The sequence below is a fragment of the Sphingobium sp. B1D7B genome (genome assembly GCF_025961965.1).
Classification (GTDB): domain Bacteria; phylum Pseudomonadota; class Alphaproteobacteria; order Sphingomonadales; family Sphingomonadaceae; genus Sphingobium.
On record NZ_JAOQOR010000001.1, the window covers coordinates 2,649,608 to 2,667,193 of the forward strand.

General features: G+C 65.6%; 16 protein-coding genes, 1 tRNA gene, 1 pseudogene and 1 other annotated feature. Of the genes and pseudogenes, 4 read left to right on the plus strand and 14 right to left on the minus strand.

The features are described from left to right. Positions 1-8: 8 nt before the first annotated feature. On the minus strand, positions 9-1,430 hold the full coding sequence (locus M2336_RS12345; protein ID WP_264593034.1) for a FadR/GntR family transcriptional regulator: 1,422 nt from the start codon (positions 1,428-1,430) through the stop codon (positions 9-11). 278 nt (positions 1,431-1,708) lie between these two features. Here M2336_RS12345 and M2336_RS12350 point away from each other — a divergent pair, with 278 nt between their 5' ends. The 3 genes from M2336_RS12350 to glcF are packed head-to-tail and all read left to right on the plus strand — an operon-like array spanning position 1,709 to position 5,635. After that, complete coding sequence (locus tag M2336_RS12350; RefSeq protein ID WP_264572756.1) at positions 1,709-3,202, plus strand: FAD-linked oxidase C-terminal domain-containing protein; 1,494 nt, start codon at positions 1,709-1,711, stop codon at positions 3,200-3,202. After that, on the plus strand, positions 3,202-4,365 hold the full coding sequence (locus M2336_RS12355) for an FAD-binding protein (RefSeq protein WP_264572757.1): 1,164 nt from the start codon (positions 3,202-3,204) through the stop codon (positions 4,363-4,365). Before M2336_RS12350 ends, M2336_RS12355 begins: the two co-directional genes overlap by 1 nt. Further along, positions 4,355-5,635 carry a glycolate oxidase subunit GlcF gene (gene glcF, locus M2336_RS12360; RefSeq protein ID WP_264572758.1) on the plus strand — a complete coding sequence of 427 codons (1,281 nt, stop codon included), beginning with the start codon at positions 4,355-4,357 and terminating at the stop codon, positions 5,633-5,635. The genes M2336_RS12355 and glcF overlap by 11 nt, the downstream gene beginning before the upstream one ends. A 31-nt stretch (positions 5,636-5,666) precedes the next feature. Here the strand turns inward: glcF and M2336_RS12365 are convergent. The 10 genes and pseudogenes from M2336_RS12365 to M2336_RS12410 form a co-directional block, all read right to left on the minus strand. Continuing rightward, positions 5,667-7,163, minus strand: a pseudogene (locus M2336_RS12365) (SulP family inorganic anion transporter). 59 nt (positions 7,164-7,222) lie between these two features. After that, positions 7,223-7,278: a sequence feature (sul1 is cis-regulatory element that is thought to sense ions involved in sulfur or methionine metabolism; They are found in Alphaproteobacteria), on the minus strand. A 106-nt stretch (positions 7,279-7,384) separates the two neighbouring features. Beyond that, complete coding sequence (gene arsH, locus M2336_RS12370) at positions 7,385-8,134, minus strand: arsenical resistance protein ArsH (protein WP_319801475.1); 750 nt, start codon at positions 8,132-8,134, stop codon at positions 7,385-7,387. Beyond that, positions 8,131-8,367: a hypothetical protein gene (locus M2336_RS12375; RefSeq protein ID WP_264572760.1), complete on the minus strand. Its 237-nt coding sequence runs from the start codon at positions 8,365-8,367 to the stop codon at positions 8,131-8,133. Before M2336_RS12375 ends, arsH begins: the two co-directional genes overlap by 4 nt. Further along, positions 8,367-8,792: an arsenate reductase (glutaredoxin) gene (gene arsC / locus M2336_RS12380; protein WP_264572761.1), complete on the minus strand. Its 426-nt coding sequence runs from the start codon at positions 8,790-8,792 to the stop codon at positions 8,367-8,369. Before arsC ends, M2336_RS12375 begins: the two co-directional genes overlap by 1 nt. An 11-nt stretch (positions 8,793-8,803) precedes the next feature. Beyond that, positions 8,804-9,133 (minus strand): ArsR/SmtB family transcription factor, encoded by a 330-nt coding sequence (locus tag M2336_RS12385; protein WP_264572762.1) that lies wholly within the window; start codon positions 9,131-9,133, stop codon positions 8,804-8,806. A 157-nt stretch (positions 9,134-9,290) separates the two neighbouring features. Continuing rightward, positions 9,291-9,366: transfer RNA gene (locus M2336_RS12390), tRNA-Lys, on the minus strand. Positions 9,367-9,502: 136 nt separating this feature from the next. After that, the gene (gene mrdA / locus M2336_RS12395) at positions 9,503-11,593 is read right to left on the minus strand and encodes a penicillin-binding protein 2 (RefSeq protein WP_264593035.1); all 2,091 of its coding nucleotides are present in this window, start codon (positions 11,591-11,593) and stop codon (positions 9,503-9,505) included. Continuing rightward, positions 11,578-12,093 (minus strand): rod shape-determining protein MreD, encoded by a 516-nt coding sequence (locus M2336_RS12400; protein WP_264572764.1) that lies wholly within the window; start codon positions 12,091-12,093, stop codon positions 11,578-11,580. Before M2336_RS12400 ends, mrdA begins: the two co-directional genes overlap by 16 nt. After that, a complete protein-coding gene (gene mreC / locus M2336_RS12405; RefSeq protein ID WP_264572765.1) occupies positions 12,090-12,980 on the minus strand; it encodes a rod shape-determining protein MreC in 891 nt (296 codons plus the stop codon). The genes M2336_RS12400 and mreC overlap by 4 nt, the downstream gene beginning before the upstream one ends. 16 nt (positions 12,981-12,996) lie before the next feature. Continuing rightward, entirely contained in the window at positions 12,997-14,040 is a 1,044-nt protein-coding gene (locus tag M2336_RS12410) for a rod shape-determining protein (protein WP_181559593.1), read from the minus strand. Positions 14,041-14,184: 144 nt separating this feature from the next. Between M2336_RS12410 and mutL the strand changes: the two genes are divergently transcribed. After that, positions 14,185-15,969, plus strand: a complete 1,785-nt coding sequence (mutL, locus tag M2336_RS12415; protein ID WP_264572766.1) for a DNA mismatch repair endonuclease MutL — start codon at positions 14,185-14,187, stop codon at positions 15,967-15,969. Between the two features lie 24 nt (positions 15,970-15,993). On the opposite strand, the gene M2336_RS12420 is transcribed toward mutL, so the two are convergent. The 3 genes from M2336_RS12420 to M2336_RS12430 form a co-directional block, all read right to left on the minus strand. Continuing rightward, complete coding sequence (locus M2336_RS12420; protein ID WP_264570236.1) at positions 15,994-16,401, minus strand: nuclear transport factor 2 family protein; 408 nt, start codon at positions 16,399-16,401, stop codon at positions 15,994-15,996. Then, positions 16,398-16,925, minus strand: a complete 528-nt coding sequence (locus tag M2336_RS12425; protein WP_264593036.1) for a nuclear transport factor 2 family protein — start codon at positions 16,923-16,925, stop codon at positions 16,398-16,400. The genes M2336_RS12420 and M2336_RS12425 overlap by 4 nt, the downstream gene beginning before the upstream one ends. 90 nt (positions 16,926-17,015) lie before the next feature. Then, a complete protein-coding gene (locus tag M2336_RS12430) occupies positions 17,016-17,477 on the minus strand; it encodes a MaoC family dehydratase (protein ID WP_264572768.1) in 462 nt (153 codons plus the stop codon). Positions 17,478-17,586: the final 109 nt, after the last annotated feature.

A 17,586-nucleotide genomic window follows, 5' to 3' on the forward strand; every position in this document is an offset into this window, starting at 1 on the left:
GCGCGCGATCAGATCGGGCGCGTCGAGCTCATGGAAAGCATGACCCGGGAGGCCTCTGCCTTGGCCCAGCCCAATTGCGCATCGCTCCCCATCGGCAACCGGTCGAGGAGCATGCGCAGCAGCGCGAAATATTCGGCCTGCTTGTGCGCCGGCAGGCGCTCCAGCAGGAAGGGATGGAACCGCGCCTCATAAGCCGCGAGGCAGCGCGAGAAGAGATCGATGATCGGGCTTCTGGCCAGCTTGGAGACATATTGGACCAGCGCCAGCAGATCATAGCGATCGATGGGGTCGCTGCTCTGTGCGCGGTCGAGAAGTTCCTGCAGCCGCGCTCGCTCCGCCGCACTGGCGCGGCTCACGGCCAGCGCCGGTACGAAGCGATTCAATTGGAACAGCGTTGTGCCAGCGGTCTGGGGATCGACCTGCCGGCTGATCAGGAAGGCAAGGACAAGCCGGATGCTGCCGGTGCCGCGCAGATCCCGCACGATCAGGCCATTGCCCCGACCCCGGCGGCACTCGACGAGCCCGCTATCCTGCAACTGCCGGATCGCCTGACGCAGCGTGACGCGGCTGACGCTGAAGCGCTCGCACAAGTCCCATTCGGAGCCCAGCCGCTGGCCGGCATTGCCGCTCGGCAGGATTTCGGCCGCCAGCCTGCGGGCGACGAGGAGGGCGAGCGTCCGGTCGGCATCCTGACGGGACGCCTCGATGGTCGGCGGCGAAAGCGGCGCATCGCGCGCGGCCAGCCAGTCGCCAAGGCGCCGGTGAAGCCTGTCGGCCTCTTGCTGTGCGGCCGTCACGTCGCGGTTGGCGACGGCCTGGTTGATCGCTTCGGCTTGCTGCTTGGCCTGCCCAAGCCAATCGCCGTCATGCGATTCAACCCCGGTAAACAGCATCGTCAGTTCGTTCAGGCACTGCACGAACAGCGGCAGGACAGGGTCTCCACTCATCGCCGCCAGATCGGACCGCACCCGCAAATGCCAGGCAAGGCCGCCCTCGCGTTCATTCGGCGCGTCCAGGCGCATCCCATGGTCTGACCGATCGGCTGTGGCCGCAAGCGTTGCGAGCAGCGGGTCGACAGCTTCGCGCGCATCCAGCACCTGCTCGCACGTAACGCCAGCCAGCTGGAAGTAATTAGCGAGCTCAAGCCCGATCCGGCCCACGTCGGGCTGCGCCACCATGAAGCCACCGCTCGGTCCGGGACGTAGCCGGCCCAATCCGCGGCGCTCGAGCAGGGCGACCGCTTCGCGCATAGCTGCGCGCCCCACGGCATAATGCTCGCACAGACCCCGCAGTGACCCCATCACGCCACCGACGGGCAAGGGGCTGGAGGCGATATCGTCCTCGATCCTGCGGGCCAGCCGCTCGGCCAGGCGGGCGGTGCCGGCATCCTCGCTGGTGGATGCGCTATATATCTTTTCCGCTGTGTTCATGCGATCCTCTACGGACCGATTGAAACTGTCTGATCCTTGTTATGCAAGCGAAATTCAGCCAGCGGCAACTATATTTTCGCTCGGAATTGTTGCCACTATTTTAGTCTGCCCAAGTCCGCCAAGCTCTGGCACACTCGTATCTGTCATACGCATGATGGAACTCAGGAAGATATCTTGAAAAGGCAGCTGCTCGGCGACCTAAGCGCCCAGGTCGTGATCTCTTCGTTACGTCGCAAGCTGCCCCCGCTGCCGGTGATGACGGTTCAAGGTCGCCTCGCGTGACCATTTCCATGCCGGCCCCGGACCCGGACATTCTGGGTCGTCGCGCGGAGATCGTGCGGGCGATGCAGGCCATCGTGCCGGGGGAGGGGGTCGTCTCCCATCCCGATGGCCTGCGCCCGTTCGAGACCGATGCGCTCACCGCCTACCGGCAGATGCCGCTGGCCGCGGTGCTGCCTGAGACGGTCGGGCAAGTCTCGCAGGTGCTGGCCTGGTGCCACGCCCATGACGTGAAGGTCGTGCCGCGCGGGGCAGGAACGTCGCTTTCGGGCGGCGCGCTGCCGCTGGCCGATGGCATCCTGCTCGGCCTCTCCCGCATGAACCGCATCATCGAGATTGATTATGCCAACCGGGTCGCCGTCGTGCAGCCTGGCGTCACCAACCTTGCGATCACCAAGGCGGTAGAAGCGCAGGGCTTCTATTATGCGCCGGACCCCTCCAGCCAGATCGCCTGCTCCATCGGCGGGAATGTCGCCGAGAATAGCGGCGGCGTGCATTGCCTCAAATATGGGCTGACGACCAACAACGTGCTCGGCGTGGAGATGGTGCTGATGACCGGCGAGATCATCCGCTTGGGCGGCCGCCATCTCGATGCGGCCGATCTCGATCTGCTGGGCGTCATGACCGGATCGGAAGGGCTGCTGGGTGTCGTGACGGAAGTCACCGTGCGCATTCTCCCCAAGCCGCTGCAGGCACGAGCAATGCTGATCGGCTTCCCGAGCATCGAGACGGCGGGGCGCTGCGTGGCGGATGTGATCGGCGCCGGCATTATTCCGGCAGGCATGGAGATGATGGACCGCGCCGCCGTCGGCGCTGCCGAAGCCTTCGTGAAGGTCGGCTATCCGCTCGACGTGGAGGCCTTGCTGATCGTCGAGATCGACGGTGTCGATGCCGAATGCGATCATCTCGCTGCAGAGATCAGCGCCATCGCGACGGCCAATGGCGCCGTCAGCCTGCAGGTCTCACAGGACGAAACGCAACGTCTTGCCTTCTGGGCTGGTCGCAAGGCCGCCTTTCCCGCCGTCGGTCGCCTTGCGCCGGACTATTATTGCATGGATGGCACCATTCCCCGCCGCCACCTGCCGCATGTGCTGCGGCGGATATCCGAGCTGGCCGCAGCACATGGCCTCGCCGTCGCCAATGTCTTCCATGCCGGCGATGGCAATCTCCATCCGTTGATCCTCTACGATGCCAACCAGCCCGGCGAGCTCGATCGCGCGGAAGACCTCGGCAATGCGATCCTTCGCCTGTGCGTCGAGGTGGGCGGCGTGCTCACCGGCGAACATGGCGTCGGAATCGAGAAACGCGATCTGATGCCGGAGATGTTCAGCGAGACCGATCTCGCGCATCAGCAGCGGGTGAAATGCGCGTTCGATCCGGCCTTGCGCCTCAACCCCGGAAAGGTCTTCCCCACCTTGCATCGCTGCGCCGAGCTCGGCCGCATGCATGTGCACAAGGGGCAGGTGCCTTTCCCCGACCTTCCGAGATTTTGATGACCACCAATATGGTCACGCCGACTGGCATCGCTGAGCTCTGCGCGGTCATCCGCGATGCGGGTCGCGAAGGCATGCCGGTGGAACTGCGCGGCGGCGGGACAAAGGCGGATATCGGCCAGCCGGACCGGCAGGGGCTGATGGTGAATATGTCGGCTTTTGCTGGGATCATCGATTATGATCCCGCCGAACTTGTGCTCACGGTGGGGGCGGGTACGCGCCTGTCCGAAATCGATCACATTCTGGCAGAGCAGGGCCAGATGCTGGCGTTTGACCCGTTCGATTATGGTCCTGTCTTTGCGCGCCCATCCGGCGCCTCGACCATCGGGGGTATCGTCGCAGCCGGCGTCTCCGGCTCGCGCCGCCTCTCGGCCGGGGCCGCGCGCGATCATATGCTGGGCTTCGAGGCCGTCTCGGGCCGTGGCGAGGCCTTTATCGGTGGCGGCAAGGTGATGAAGAATGTCACTGGCTACGACCTGCCCAAGCTGATGACAGGAAGCTGGGGCAGGCTGGCTGCGCTCACCAGCCTCACCCTAAAGGTCATGCCCCGCCCGCAGACACGCGCGACGCTGCTGTTGCGTGGACTGGACGACGAGGCGGCCGTCGCAGCAATGGCCCGCGCCATGGGTTCGCCAGCCGATGTCGCCTGCGCCGCCCATCTGCCCGAGGCGGGTCTCACGCTGCTGCGTATCGAAGGCTTCGCGCCATCGGTGACTGCGCGCGGCGACGTGCTGCGGGCGCTGCTGGGGCAGGCGGATTTGCTTGCAGACGGCGCCGACGAGCCTTTGTGGGCGGCGGTGAGGGGCGGCGGCACCCTGCAGGACGAGGCCATATTGTGGCGGATCAGCACTGCGCCGTCCCGTGGGCCTGAGGTCTTCCGGGCACTCCAGTATCTGGGCGCGCGACGCTGCTATGATTGGGCCGGCGGTCTCATCTGGCTGAGCTTGCCGGAAGATGCCGATCAGCATTGCGTGCGCCAGGTCGTCACACAGACGGGCGGGCACGCGACGCTGATCCGCGCGCCAGCCGCGGTGCGCACCAGCATGTCGGCCCTCCATGTCGAAGAGCCCGGCGTCGCCGCACTTTCCGCACGGGTGCGGGCGGCGTTTGATCCGCTGGGCATCCTGTCACCCGATCGCTTTGGAGCCGCCGATGCGCACTGATTTCACGGCCGAGCAGCTGGCCGATCCTGCGATGGCGAGCAGTGAGCGCGCGATCCGCAAATGCGTCCATTGCGGCTTCTGCACCGCGACATGCCCGACCTACGTGCTGCTCGGCGATGAGCGGGATTCGCCGCGCGGGCGCATCTACATGATGCAGGATATGCTCCAGAATGAGCGCATGCCCTCCAGCGAGACCGTGCGCCATATCGATCGCTGCCTGTCTTGCCTGTCCTGTATGACGACCTGCCCGTCGGGGGTGAACTACATGCACCTCGTCGACCATGCGCGCAGCTGGATCGCGACGCATTACAGGCGCCCCTGGCACGAGCGGCTGATGCGGCGGCTGCTGGGCGCGGTCTTGCCGCACCCGCGCCGCCTTGCCCTGGCCCTGCGCCTCGCACCGCTCGGTCGCCCCTTCGCACCGCTGCTGGCGCGATGGCCGGCCACGCGCCCTCTGGCAGCGATGCTGCGACTGGCGCCGTCCGAACGCCCAACGGCTGCTGGGGTGCCGCCAACCGCGACCGGCAATCTGGGCCGGGTCATTCTCCTGCATGGCTGTGCAGAGCCGGTCCTGAAGCCCAACATCCGCGCTGCCACGCACCGACTGCTTTCGCGCGCCGGCTATGAGGTCTTGTTCGCCAAAGGCGAGGTTTGCTGCGGCGCGCTGGTCCGGCACATGGGGCAGGACGCCGAGAGCCTGAACGCCGCGCGTCGGAATGTCGATGCCTGGACGCCTCATATAGACGCCGGCCTGAAAGCCATCATCATCACCGCCTCGGGCTGCGGCACGACGATCAAGGATTATGGTTCCATGCTGCGCGACGATCCGCTTTATGCGAAGAGGGCTGCCCGCCTATCGGCGCTGGCCTGCGATATCAGCGAGTTTCTCGCGAAAATCACGCTTCCGCGGGGACGTCCGCAGGGCATCCGCGTCGCCTATCAATCGGCCTGTTCGCTCCTGCACGGGCAATCGGTCGACCACGAACCGCGCGCGCTTCTGGAGCGTGCTGGTTATGAGGTCGCGACCCCCGCCGAGCCCCATTTGTGCTGCGGCTCGGCCGGCACCTACAATATCCTTCAGCCGGAAATCTCTGCACAGCTGCGCGATCGCAAGGTCGCCAATCTGCTAGCCTTGCAGCCCGATGTCATCGCCACGGGCAATATCGGCTGCGCGATGCAGATCGCCAGCGCCACGGACATTCCCGTACTGCACATCGTTGAACTGCTGGATCGGGCGTTGGGCGGGGCGGACGCCAGGTCTATCACCTGACGCCCAAGCCCTTCATTCGCCGCAACTTCGATCAGTGCGGCGCGAGCCCCATTTCTACGCCGGTTTTGTCGTGCAACGCGAAGCGGTCGACAATGTCGGCGCTGGCGCGGTTGTAGCCCACGACCTCGACCTCGCGCCCGTCGCGGCGGAGGCGCGCGACGATCTTGTCGAGCGCGCCGACGGCCGAGATGTCCCAGAAATGCGCGCCGGTCACGTCGATGACGACGCGGGTCGCCGTGCCTTCCGATTGGAACGCGCGGGTGAAGCGGTCGACCGACGCGAAGAAAATCTCCCCAGTCACGCGGTAGATGGCCTGCGCGCCGTCCGCAGTTTCATCACGCTCGACGGCGAACATGCGCTGGACCTTACCGGCGAAGAAGATGCCGGAGAGCAGCACCCCGGCCAGCACGCCAAGCGAGAGATCATGCGTGGCGACAACCACGATGACCGTGGTCAGCATCACCACTGACGAGGTTGCAGGATGGCGGCGCAGGTTGGGGATGGAGTTCCAACTGAACGTGCCAATCGAGACCATGATCATCACCGCGACCAGCGCTGGCATCGGTACCCGGCCCACGAATGGCCCGAGGACGGCCAGAAGGAAGAGGAGGAAGGCGCCCGCAACGAAGGTCTAGAGGCGTCCACGGCCGCCCGACGTGACGTTGATCACCGACTGGCCGATCATCGCGCACCCGCCCATGCCGCCAAACAGGGCGGCGACGATGTTGGAGCCGCCCTGGCCGGCGCATTCGACCCGCTTGTTGCTGTCGGTGTCGGTCATGTCGTCGACGATCTGCGCGGTGAGCAGGGATTCCAGCAGGCCGACCGCGGCCATCGTCAGGGAATAGGGCAGGATGATCCGCAGGGTATCGAGGGTCAAGGGCACGTTGGGCAGCGCCAGGCTCGGCAGTCCCTCGGGCAGCTTGCCCATGTCGCCAACTGTGTTGACGGGCAGGCCCATGCCGATGCTGATCGCGCTGAGCACGAGGATGGCGACGAGCGGCGAGGGGATGGCCCTCGTGATGCGCGGAAAGCCATAGATGATGACCAGGCCGCCCGCGGCCATGGCATATGTCTGCCACCCGACATTGGTCAGCTGGGGCAACTGAGCCAGGAAGATGAGGATCGCCAGCGCGTTGACGAAGCCCGTGATGACCGAGCGGGACACGAACTGCATCACCAGATCGAGGCGCAGCAGACCCGCGATCATCTGGATAAGACCCATCAGGATGGTGGCCGCAAAGAGATAGTCGACCCCATGCTCGCGGACGAGCGGCACGACGAGGACGGCGACAGCCGCCGTGGCCGCAGAGATCATGCCCGGGCGGCCGCCGATCAGCGCGATGGTCATGGCGATGGCGACAGAGGCATAAAGGCCAACGCGCGGATCGACGCCGGCGATGATCGAAAAGCCGATCGCCTCCGGAATGAGCGCGAGCGCGACGACGATACCCGCCAGGATGTCGCGACGAGCGGTCGGTCCGTCAGTAAACCACTGGCGGCGGTACGATGTCAGATGAGAGGTCATGCGGATTCCACAACAAGGCACATGGCGCACATTGGGCGCGGGGGAGGTTGCATGTGTGATGTTGTCCGGCGGATCGGCGGCCGGAATAGCCACCCGGGGTTTCACCGGGTCCTTGCGATTGCCCGCCTGTTACATGGCACAACGCGGTCGGGCAAGGGACAGAACCACCGCTCGGCATCGCCTTGAGATCGACCGAATAGTCCTGACCACCCTATGGGCGCTCATCGCCCATCGGTCAGCGTAGCCGCGGCGCGGTTAGCGGAAGGATCTACGCTGATTCCCCGCGCTCTCCGTTCGGAATAGCGATCGACCAGTTGCGCCGCATGCGGTCGCATGAGCACGGTGATCCGCACCAGTTCCTCCATCACATCGACGATCCGGTCATAATAGCTGGAGGGCTTCATACGGCCGGCCTCATCGAACTCCTTATAGGCCATGGCCACCGACGACTGGTTGGGGATGGTGAACATCCGCATCCAGCGGCCCAGCAGGCGGAGCGTGTTGACCGCGTTGAAGGACTGCGATCCGCCCGACACCTGCATGACCGCGAGCGTCCGGCCCTGTGTGGGGCGCAAGCCTTTCATCTCCAGCGGCAGATGATCGATCTGCGCTTTCATGATGCCGGTGATCTGCCCATGCCGCTCCGGGCTGCACCAGACCTGTCCCTCCGACCACAGCGACAGCGCGCGCAACTCGTGCACGGCCGGGTGATCGTCGCCGGGCACCTTATCGGGCAGCGGCAGGTCCGAGGGATCGAAGATGCGGGTTTCCGCGCCGAAGAACCGCAGCAGGCGCGCGGCTTCTTCGACCGCTAGGCGCGAAAAGGACCGCTCCCGGAGCGACCCATAAAGCAGCAGGATGCGCGGCGGCGGCTGATCCTCGCCAATCCCGAGGGCGGGCCTGGGTATCGCATAGGAACGGTCGAGCGCGGGAAGAAGATCAGGATCGGGCAGGATGCGCACACGGCTCACGAAACGAGGTTCCTTTCATACCAGGGCCGGCTGCGCTTCACGATGGCGACAGCGGAGAGCATCACCCGCACTTGGACCAGCACGATCATCAGCCAGATCAGCGCGGCGACGATGAGGTTTACTTGTGCCACTTCGGCCGCGGCGAAGACACCGGGCACGGCCTTGCCAAGCAGAATCCCGCTAACGATGCACAGGGCCACCCAGAGCGAGAGATAGCGCTCGAACGTGCCCATCAGCTCACCCGCTGCCCGGCGGCATCGACGACCGGCTCGCCATCCTCCTTGGTGAAGGCGCCGCGCTGCGCATCGGGCAGGATATCGAGAACAAGCTCGGACGGGCGACAAAGCCGCACGCCCAGCGGCGTCACCACGAGCGGGCGATTGATGAGGATCGGACGCGCCATCATGGCATCGAGCAGCGCGTCATCGCTCAGGCTCTCATCGCCCAGCCCGAGTTCGGCAAACGGCGTGCCCTTTTCCCGCAGCAGTGCGCGCGGCGTCAGCCCGGCCCGCGCGATCATCTGGGCGAGCAGCGCTCGCGTCGGCGGGCATTTCAGATATTCGATGACATGCGGCTCGACCCCGGAATTGCGGATGAGCGCCAGCGTGTTGCGCGAGGTTCCGCAATCGGGGTTATGATAGATGACGATGGTGGTCATGATCCCGTCCTTCAGCAGCAGGAGAGTTCGGCAAGCAGCGGTTCGCACAGATCTGCGCGGCCCTGGCAGCAATCCTTGGCAAGAAAGAGCATCAGATCGCGCAAAGCCGCGATATTGGCGCGCTGGATCTGCTGGCGTCCCCGCTTTTCCGAGATCACCAGTCCTGCCTTCGCCATGACGGCCAGATGGGTCGAGAAGGTGCTCTGCGTCAGCCCGCTCGCCTCGACAAGTTGCCCCGTCGAAAGGCCCTCCGGTTCGTGTCGCACGAGGAGATGGAAGGTCGACAGGCGGGTCGGGTGCGACAGGGCCGAGAGGATGGCGAGGGCGTTATCGGCGTCCATTCATCGGGAATAGCCGATAGGATTGGCTCGCGCAATATCGAACGGGAAAACCCGATGCTATTTTCGGACAACGAACGGCGGCTGCCGCTGGACGCCTGGAATCTAATGTGGAAGCAATGCCTCGCTTCGCTCTAGAGATTGAAATTTAGGAGAAAAGTGGTGGACGCACTTGGGCTCGAACCAAGGACCCGCTGATTAAGAGTCAGCTGCTCTACCAACTGAGCTATGCGTCCACTTCGGCGGCTCGTTGATCGTTTGATCAACATCCCGTCGGGAGGTGGGCCGTTAACATGGTGTTTTGAGGATGCCAACAAAAAATCCGAGGCGTGGCGAAAAAAGATGCTGCTTTGCGAGAAAACCGCGTGCGGCTCAGTCGGTCTCGCGGGTGCCGGGGCCGACGGGGGCATCGATGTCGCCATCCTCGCTCGCATTGGCGCCGTCTTCGCTCCCGGTCTGCGCCGGGGTGGCGGGAGTCGGGGCGGCCGGGGAGGCCGCATTGCCGGGCTCGGGCATGAGGGGCGCAGACTCAAGGCCGCGCGCAATGCGGAAGGCGTTGAGCTGGCGCTCCATGCGCATCTGCGGCGTGCCGCCCCAGGTCGCTTCGAAGCGCTGCAGCTTCTCCATCGCCTTGGCGGGATCGTAGAGATAGGTGATGCAATCGCCCGAGATCATCGGCGCGTCCTGCACCCGGTCCATGTGGCCGCCATGTTCGATGATCGTGGCGATGGCGTAGCGCGGATTGTCATGCGGCGCGAAGCCCTGGAACAGGGCGTGATCGCGCAGGCGGAAGGGCTGGCTTGCCGCGCGCTGGCCGCGGGTGCTGATCGCCCCGACCTGCGCCGTGCCGGTCTTGGCGGCGAGCATCACGCCGGGAACATCCAGCCGCGCTGCACGGCCGGTGCCGCCGCCGTTGACCACATCCTTCATGGCATTGCGGATGACCGTAAGATGCTCGAGCGACACGCCCAGCGGCTCGCCCTGATGGCGCTTGCCGTCGACGATGAAGTGCGGATCGAGATCGAGCCCGGTGGCGAGGCGCGCGGCCATCACGCACATCTGCGTCGGGTTCACCAGCATATAGCCCTGGCCGATGGTCGCGTTTACCGTGTCATAGGTCTGCCAGGGCTGGTTGTATTTCTTCATCTTCCAGGCTGGGTCCGGCACGGTGCCATAGCTCTGGTTGGGGAAGGGCAGGTCGAAGCGCTGGCCGAGGCCCAGCCGCCGCGCCATCATGGCGATGGCGTCCATCCCGATCTTCTGGGCGAAGTAATAGAAATAGATGTTGCAGCTCTGCTCGATGGCGCGGTGCATGTTCATCGTGCCGTGGCCCCGGCGCGCATGGCAGTGGAACAGGCGATTGCCCACCCGCAGCGCCCCGGTGCAGTTCACCGTCGCCTCGGCCGGCAGCCCGGCTTCGAGGAAGGAGAGGGCGATCATCGGCTTGACGGTCGATCCGGGCGGATACAGCCCGCCCAGCGTTTTGTTGCGCAGCGGCACATGGTCGTCTTGCGAGAGCATCTGCCATTCGTGATGCGAAATGCCCTCGGAGAAGCTGTTGGGGTCGAAGCTCGGCATTGAGGTCGAGCAGAGAATGTCCCCGGTGTGGCAATCCATGATCACCACGGCGCCGCTCTGCGTACCCAGCCGGCGGCCGGCGAACTCCTGCAGGCCGGCATCGATGGTCAGCTTGATGGAGCGGCCCGGCGTATCGGGCCGGGTTTCGAGGTCGCGCACCATCGCCCCGCGCGCCGTCACTTCCACGCGGCGAGCACCGGGCTTGCCGGTGAGAACCGAATTGAGCGACTTCTCCAGACCCTGCTTGCCGAGCTTGAAGCCCGGCGTGATCAGCAAGGGGTCGCGCGATGCATTATATTCCTCGGCTGACGGCGTGCCGACATAACCGAGTAGATGGCCGACTGGCGGCCCAGCAGGATAATAACGCGAAAAGCCTTGCGAGGGCACGACGCCGGGAAAATCGGGCAGCCGCACGGAGAGCGCCGCATATTGCTCGTAGCTCAAGTCATCGGCCACCTGCACGGGCTGATAGCCCGCCGCGCGGTCGAGATGCTCGTTGATGCGGTCCACATCATTGGGCGTCAGGGCCAGCAGCGTGGCCAGCTCGCGCACCACCCGCTCCCGGTCGCGCAGGCGATCCGGAATGATGTCGACACGGAAATTGGTGCGGTTCGAGGCCAGCGCCTGCCCGCGCCGATCCAGAATCCAGCCCCGCCGGGGCGGGGTGATGGTTAGGTTGATGCGGTTGCTGTCGGAGAGGAGCTGGTACTTCTCATTCTCCGCAATGGCGATCCACCCCATGCGTCCCACCAGCAGGCCGCCCACTGCCAACTGCGCCCCACCGAGCACGAAGGTGCGGCGGTTGAAGCTGTAGGCCTGGCTGGCGGGGGTGACGACTTTGTTGGGGAACAGGATCTTGCGGAAGGAAATCACGGAAGCCGCCATTTGTCCAGCGCGGCACAGATGCGCACGATGAAGGGGAACAAGGCGACACTATAGAGGAACTGCGGGAGGATTTGAATGATTTCCCCGCCATGGCCGGAGAGATGCACGGCAAGCCAGCCGCCGGCCAGCGCAAAGCCGATAGCGAGGGAGCCGAGCAGCCAGCCATGCCAGTAATCGCGCCACAGGTTCCGCTGCCCCTCAAAGTCGAAAGCGAGCAGCAGGATCGTCCACAGAAACACGGCGCTGCCGACCGGCTGCCCGTTCATAAGATCATCGGCCAGCCCCAGCGGCACGCCGATCCACAGCGGCCAGATGTCCGGACGCAGCACCCGCCAGGCGATCAGCATCATCAGGCCGAACGGCGGGAGCAGGGGGGTCTGCGCGATGACCGGCATGAGCGGCGCCAGCATCGAGCCGAGAATGACGGACGCGACCGGCACGCCGCGCAGGTGCAGCCAGGTCCGCTTGCGGCCGATCCGGTTGCTGTAGCGGCTGTTCATGGCGCGGCGGGCGGCTGCGCGGCATTGCCGGCACGCTCGGCTTCTTCCGGGCGGAAGGGGGCCTGCACGACGACCAACTCCACGCGCGAGGGGTTGGCGAGTGGAATGGCGATGGCCTTCTCGCCTTCGCGCCGCGCGACGATCGCTACAGGGATGTTGGAGCGATACAGACCGCCAATGCCGGACGTAACGAGCACGTCGCCGGGCTTGAAGGGATTGCGCTCGGCATTGAGGGCGCGGATCTCGACCGTGCCGTCGCCCCGGCCGGAGCTAATGCCCGGAATATTGTCGCTCGTGCGTCGTACCGGCACGATATTGCCTTCATCGATGAGCAGTAGGACGTCGGCGGTGTTCGGCCCGGCACGCAGCACGCGGCCAACCAGGCCCTCCGGCGCGCGCACCGGCATGCCCGCGCTCACGCCCTCGCTGCGGCCCATGTCGAGGCGCGCCAGGCGGGCGGCGCTGGCCGGTGTAGAGGAAATCAGATGGCCGGCAGCAACGACGCCCTGATCGGTTTCGGTCAGCTTGAGCAGGTCGCGCAGGCGGATATTCTCCTGGCGGATCGCTTCGGCCTCGATGAGGCGCGTGCGGTTCGCTTCCACCTGCCGGCGCAGGGCGGCGTTCTGCGAGCCTGCGTTGATATAGGCGGCAAACTCTTCCTCGATATTGCCGACGCCGACGACGACTGAGCGCAAGTTGCTGGAGATCGGGCGCGTGACTTCCGCCGCCGCCGAGCGCAGGCCAGCAAAGCCGGCGGGATCGGCAATGGAGACGATAAGCATCAGCAGGCCAGCGACCGCGCCGAGCAGCGCGATCACATAGCTGGCGAACAGTCCATATTGCGCTTTCCGGTTGAAGCCGGGGCGCCTGTTGCCGGGTGGCGCCATGCGAACAACCTCGGGCTCAGGCGGTCTGGAGCACGCCGCGGAAGACCGGGTCCTCCATCGCGCGCCCCGTGCCAATGGCGACGCAGGTCAGCGGGTCTTCCGCCACGGTCACGGGAAGCCCCGTCTCGTCGCGCAGTTCCTCGTCCAGCCCCTTGAGCAAGGCGCCGCCGCCGGTGAGGACGATGCCCTGATCGACGATGTCGGCGGCCAGCTCCGGCGCGGTGTTCTCGAGCGCGATGCGCACGCCTTCCACGATGGTGCCAATGGGCTCGGCCAGCGCATCGGCGATCTGGCCCTGATTGATCGCGATTTCCTTCGGCACGCCGTTCACGAGGTCGCGGCCCTTGATGTGGATCGTCGCGCCCACGCCGTCGGCCGGCTTCTGGGCGATGCCATATTCCTTCTTGATCCGCTCGGCCGTTGCCTCGCCGATCAGCAGATTGTGGTGGCGACGGACATAGGAGACGATGGCTTCGTCCATCTTGTCGCCGCCCACGCGCACGCTGGTGGTATAGGCAAGGCCGCGCAGCGAGAGCACGGCGACCTCGGTCGTGCCGCCGCCAATGTCAACGACCATTGAGCCGATGGGCTCGGTGACCGGCATGTCGGCACCGATCGCAGCGGCCATTGGCTCCTCGATCAGGAAGACCTGGCTCGCGCCGGCATTGCTGGCGGCATCACGGATCGCGCGGCGCTCGACGCTGGTCGAGCCGGACGGCACGCAGATCACGATCTCGGGAAAACGGGGGAAGCGGCGATGGCCATGGACCTTGCTGATGAACCATTTGATCATCTGCTCGGCAATGTCGATGTCGGCGATCACGCCGTCGCGCAGCGGGCGGATGGCCTCGATGGATTCCGGCGTCTTGCCCATCATCAGCTTGGCGTCTTCGCCGACGGCCTTGACGCGCTTCACGCCGTTGATCGTCTCCACCGCAACCACGGATGGTTCATTGAGGACAATGCCGTGACCGCGCACATAGACCACTGTGTTGGCCGTGCCGAGGTCGATCGCCATGTCCCTGGAAGTGAACTTGAACCAATTGGAGAAGAACGCCATTGACTGTCCTGTTCATGCCGGTCGCGCCGGTGAGGACGCGGCTTTCAGATGCTCCGGGGAATGCCCGCCCTGCCGACTCCAGCCACCGGAAAAACGGGTGGCTTTCGCTCGCGTAGGAGGCTCGCTTGGTCTAGTCGCAATCCAATGTCAATACGCCGCCTCCCCGAGTCCCTCGTTAATCGAATTGCCGCCGGAGAGGTGGTCGAGCGCCCTGCGAGCGCGCTCAAGGAGTTGCTGGAAAACGCGCTGGATGCGCAGGCCCGCTCCGTTGCGATCTCGCTGCAGCAGGGCGGCCTCGGTGGCCTGAGCGTCACCGATGATGGCCATGGCATGAGCCGCGACGATCTGCCGCTCGCGCTGGAGCGCCACGCCACATCCAAGCTGCCGGATGAGGCCATCGAGGCGGTCAGGACGCTCGGTTTTCGGGGTGAGGCGCTGCCCTCGATCGGCAGCGTCTCGCGCCTCAGCATCGCCAGCCGCCAGCGCGATGCGGATGGCTGGCGCCTGGTGTGCGACAATGGCGTGCTGGCCACCGCCGCCCCCTGCGCGATGGCGCCCGGCACGCGTGTGGAGATGGATGGGCTGTTCGAGCGCGTTCCGGCGCGCCGCAAGTTCCTGCGCTCGGCCCGGTCGGAATATGCCGCCTGCCTCGACATCGTCCGCCGCCTCGCCATGGCGCGCAACGATGTCGCCTTCGTGCTGGAGCATGACGGGCGCCGGGTGTTCTCGCTGCCCGGCGGTCAGACCCGGGAGGATCGCGTGGCCCAACTCATCGATCGCGAGTTGGCCGACAATCACGTCATCGTCTCGCTGGAGCGGGAGGCGGTGACGATCAGCGGCGTCGCCTCGCTGCCCACCTATCATCGTGGCTCGGCTGATCATCAATATCTCTTCGTCAACGGCCGCCCGGTGCGCGACCGCCTGCTGGTGGGCGCTGTGCGCGGCGCCTATGCCGATTTCATCGCGCGGGACCGGCATCCGGTGCTGGCCTTGTTCCTGAATGTGCCGATGCCGGACGTGGACGTGAACGTGCACCCCGCCAAGACAGAAGTACGCTTCCGCGATCCCGCCTTCATGCGCGGGATGATCGTCAGTGGCCTCCGCCGGGCGCTCGATGATGCCGGAATGCGGGTCGCCAATCGGCCCGAGGCAAGCGCCGCCGATCTGTGGCAGCGCGAAGAGGCGCCCGCACAATCGCCCGCGGCCGCGACACCTTGGCCAGCGACGCCATCCGGCGGCGCCTATGGCGGCGCGCCCCTGTTTGGAGACCGGCAGGCCCGTTTCACCGGTTTCGCACCGTCTGGCCGGGCGGAAGCGCCGGTCGCGCAGCCGCAGGCCGAGCATCGCGAGTTTCCGTTGGGTGTGGCGCGCGGGCAGGTGGCGCGGACTTACATCGTCGCCGAAGCCGAGGATGGGCTGGTGCTGGTCGATCAGCATGCCGCGCACGAACGCCTCGTGTTGGAGCGGATGCGGCGGGCTCTCGTAGACGGCGCGGTCGCGCGGCAGGCGCTGCTGTTGCCGGAAGTGGTCGAGCTGGATGAGCCGGCCTGCGACCGGATCGAGGCGCGCGCCGCCGAGTTGGCTGAACTCGGGCTGGAGGTCGAGCGCTTCGGCCCGGCGGCGATCCTCGTCCGCGCCGCACCGGCCCTGCTGGGCACCAGCGACGTGCCCGGCCTCGTTCGCGATCTCGCCGACGATCTGGCCGCGCTGGGCGATGCCGCCTCGCTCAAGGCCCGGCTCGATCTTGTTGCGGCGACCATGGCCTGCCACGGCTCGGTGCGGGCAGGGCGGGTGCTCTCCGTGGCGGAAATGAACGCGCTGCTTCGCGAGATGGAGGTCACGCCGCATAGCGGGCAATGCAACCATGGCCGGCCGACATGGATCAAGCTGGCGCATGGCGACATCGAGAAGCTGTTCGGCCGGCATTGAGCCGGCGCGGCTTGTTCGCTCTGCTTATTCGCTCTTGCCGGCCGGGATGAACTCCCGCCGGAACACCGCCGAGCGGATGTTGGTGAAGACGTCGCCCACATATTCATACAGCGCGAAGCTGTTGATGTGGATGCGGTCGCCTTTCTTGAGCGGGCCGGAGGTGAAATCGGGCGCATCGACCGTGGCCAGAAACTCCGATTCCAGCTCGGCGACCAGCCGCTTGCCATCGGTGAAGACATTGCGAACCTGAATGATGCGCCGCGTCTGCTGGTTCACCTTCTTGTAGAAGGCGACGATGGCATCGTGCCCGATCAGCTCGGTGCCATTGCCGATGACGAGATGCACATCAGGCGCGTAATTCTTCACCAGCGCAGGCCAATCCTGCGCGTTGAACGAGGCGATATAGGCCCGGAAGCGATCTTCCTGTGTCATGCGCTGCGCCCCTTCTGCGGACTGAACCGGGCCGAGCGGACCCGCGTGAACCGGCCCTCCTTGATGTCGTACATGACGAAGTTGACGCTCGAGCGCGTGTCGCCCGCCTTGAGCGCGCCAGTCGGCATGTCCGGCCAGTCGGTGTGCGCGACCAGCGTCGTGCGGAGCACCGCGAGGATATGCGCGCCGGACGGATCGCCCACATAGGTCAGCAGATCGACCTTCTCATGCAGATGCTTGCGCACGCCGCGATAGAAATCGATCACCGCCTGTCGGCCGGTTACCTGCGCGGCCTGGCCGAAGAACTGCACGTCATCGGCATAATAAGCGCTGAATACCGCTTCGTCGGCGCGATTGAACGCGGCCAGATACGCCTCGAACCAGGCCTGCGACGGCACGGTGCCCTCCTGCGTTGCGGCCCTTGCAAGCGCGCTGGTGCTGCCAATGCCGAGCGCAGCCGCCCCGGCGATGAACGTGCGCCGCGATGGTGCGAGCGCTACCGGCACAGCCTTGTCATCCTTCATGATCCTCTCCTTGCCGCCCCCATGGCCGACGCGCACAGGGTGCAGCAAGGATGTTGAGAGATCAATACATCTTGTGCTTCATTTGTCGCATCAGGCCTTCGGGCGGCGACGATGGAGCACGACGGAGACGAGGCTGAGCACTTCCTGATCGTCCTGATTGAGCAGGCGGGTGCGCCATTTGAGGATGCCCGTCTCCGGCCGGCTGCGCGATTCCAGCTTCTCGACCAGTTCGCTCGATCCGCGCAGCACGTCGCCGGGGAAGACCGGCCGGCGCCAGCGCAGTTCGTCCAGACCCATCGCGCCCAGGGCATTGGCCTGCCAACCGCCGCTATTCTGACGCGCCCGCACCATCGCGCCCATCATCATTGCGCAGGTCTGCCAGCCGCTCGCCGCGAGCCGGCCGAAATGGGTCTTTGCGGCGGCTTCTTCATCGAGGTGGAAGGGCTGCGGATCATAGCGCTCGGCAAAGGCGATCACTTCATCGCGATCCACTTCGAACGGGCCGAAATGCTCGGTGAGGCCAAGCTCCAGGTCTTCCCAATAATAGTCCATGTCTGTGCCTTCGGTTCAGGGATCGGATGGCCGTTTGCCTAAGCGGCGAGGGCAAGAAGGGCAAGCGGCGCTCATCCGGCTTGAACAGGGTGCGAATATGTAACATGAT

Coding starts and splice junctions, on each gene's coding strand:
- M2336_RS12345 (WP_264593034.1), bottom strand. CDS start 1,430: ATGAACACAGCGGAAAAGATATATAGCGCATCCACCAGCGAGGATGCC.
- M2336_RS12355 (WP_264572757.1), top strand. CDS start 3,202: ATGACCACCAATATGGTCACGCCGACTGGCATCGCTGAGCTCTGCGCG.
- glcF (WP_264572758.1), top strand. CDS start 4,355: ATGCGCACTGATTTCACGGCCGAGCAGCTGGCCGATCCTGCGATGGCG.
- M2336_RS12375 (WP_264572760.1), bottom strand. CDS start 8,367: ATGGGCACGTTCGAGCGCTATCTCTCGCTCTGGGTGGCCCTGTGCATC.
- arsC (WP_264572761.1), bottom strand. CDS start 8,792: ATGACCACCATCGTCATCTATCATAACCCCGATTGCGGAACCTCGCGC.
- M2336_RS12385 (WP_264572762.1), bottom strand. CDS start 9,133: ATGGACGCCGATAACGCCCTCGCCATCCTCTCGGCCCTGTCGCACCCG.
- mrdA (WP_264593035.1), bottom strand. CDS start 11,593: ATGGCGGCTTCCGTGATTTCCTTCCGCAAGATCCTGTTCCCCAACAAA.
- M2336_RS12400 (WP_264572764.1), bottom strand. CDS start 12,093: ATGAACAGCCGCTACAGCAACCGGATCGGCCGCAAGCGGACCTGGCTG.
- mreC (WP_264572765.1), bottom strand. CDS start 12,980: ATGGCGCCACCCGGCAACAGGCGCCCCGGCTTCAACCGGAAAGCGCAA.
- M2336_RS12410 (WP_181559593.1), bottom strand. CDS start 14,040: ATGGCGTTCTTCTCCAATTGGTTCAAGTTCACTTCCAGGGACATGGCG.
- mutL (WP_264572766.1), top strand. CDS start 14,185: ATGTCAATACGCCGCCTCCCCGAGTCCCTCGTTAATCGAATTGCCGCC.
- M2336_RS12420 (WP_264570236.1), bottom strand. CDS start 16,401: ATGACACAGGAAGATCGCTTCCGGGCCTATATCGCCTCGTTCAACGCG.
- M2336_RS12425 (WP_264593036.1), bottom strand. CDS start 16,925: ATGAAGGATGACAAGGCTGTGCCGGTAGCGCTCGCACCATCGCGGCGC.
- M2336_RS12430 (WP_264572768.1), bottom strand. CDS start 17,477: ATGGACTATTATTGGGAAGACCTGGAGCTTGGCCTCACCGAGCATTTC.